Annotated in this window: 1 pseudogene; it reads left to right on the forward strand. The window is 53.0% G+C overall.

Annotated features, from left to right (window positions below):
- Positions 1 to 1,171, forward strand: a pseudogene (locus GTGU_RS26225) (autotransporter outer membrane beta-barrel domain-containing protein); the annotation flags it as partial.

Below are 1,171 nucleotides of genomic sequence, written 5' to 3' on the forward strand. Positions count from 1 at the left end.
ATCAATGTCGGCGAAAGTCCCCTCTATGCCACCACCGGGCTTCGTAACTACGGTATCTGGGCCACCGGGAATAAGTCTGCTGCGGCTCTTACGGGTGACCTCAATCTGACCGGGGATGGCGCTGTGGGTGCCTATGCTGAAAATGGCGGTACGGTAATAGTTGCCGGGAACGGGGCTGTTAATTTCAAAGATGGTGAAAACCAGCTTGGCTATTATGTCTACGGACCGACATCTACAATTATTAACAGTGGCTCTGCAACTCAGGATGTCAGTACTGATGGCTCTGTTTTGTTCAGGATGGACGGCGGTGCCTCCTTTGCCGGTGGTTCAGGGGCCTCTTCTGTATTTACTGCATCGGGACGCGGGACGACTGCAGTTGTTGCCAACGGTAAAGATTCCTCCAGTAGTAAAGTAACTTCAGTTAACTCGGGCGCCATGACTGTTAATCTTACCGGTGGAGATGCTATCGGGGTACACATTACCGGTGGTGCTCAGGGTAAAATCACCAGTGACGCGACTATCAATCTGGATGCTGTAGGGGCTGTGGCGGGTATTGCTGACGGACAGGGTTATGACATGAATGATAACCCGCTGGGCAGCCCTGTTGCAGGTGTTCTGTCGGATGCCACGAAAGATGCCGGCGCATCCGGGTTTGGTACGGGCACCATTCTGGTATCAGAAGCTGACCTGAACTCTTCTCTTGATGAGGTTACCGGATACATTGCCTATAACGGCGCAGAAGTCAGTAATTCCGGAAATATCGTCTTCACGGGTGCACATACGACAGGATTACAGATTCAGGCAGGTTCCCGGGGTGATAACACAGGCAGTATCACAGTCGGTGCGGGTGGTGTGGGGATTGAAGCTATTGACCCTGAAGGTAAGACAACCACAGTTGTGAACACATCCGGCGACCTGGTGCTTAACGGAGGAAGTGTTTCCGACCGTACGACCGGGATTGTTGCCAGCGGTGAAAAAACTACGGTCAATATGACCGGCGGGAAAATCATGATGAATGGTGAAGGTGCCGTCGGTGTCAGTGCGTCCGATGGTGCCACCGTTAATCTGTCCGGTACGGCCACACCTGCGTTTTCTTCCACTGCGAAAGACCAGATTATGCTGAATGTGTCCGGTGCCGGCACATCCATCAACACGGATGTCCCGGCGGGTA

The organism is Trabulsiella guamensis ATCC 49490 (genome assembly GCF_000734965.1).
GTDB lineage: Bacteria > Pseudomonadota > Gammaproteobacteria > Enterobacterales > Enterobacteriaceae > Trabulsiella > Trabulsiella guamensis.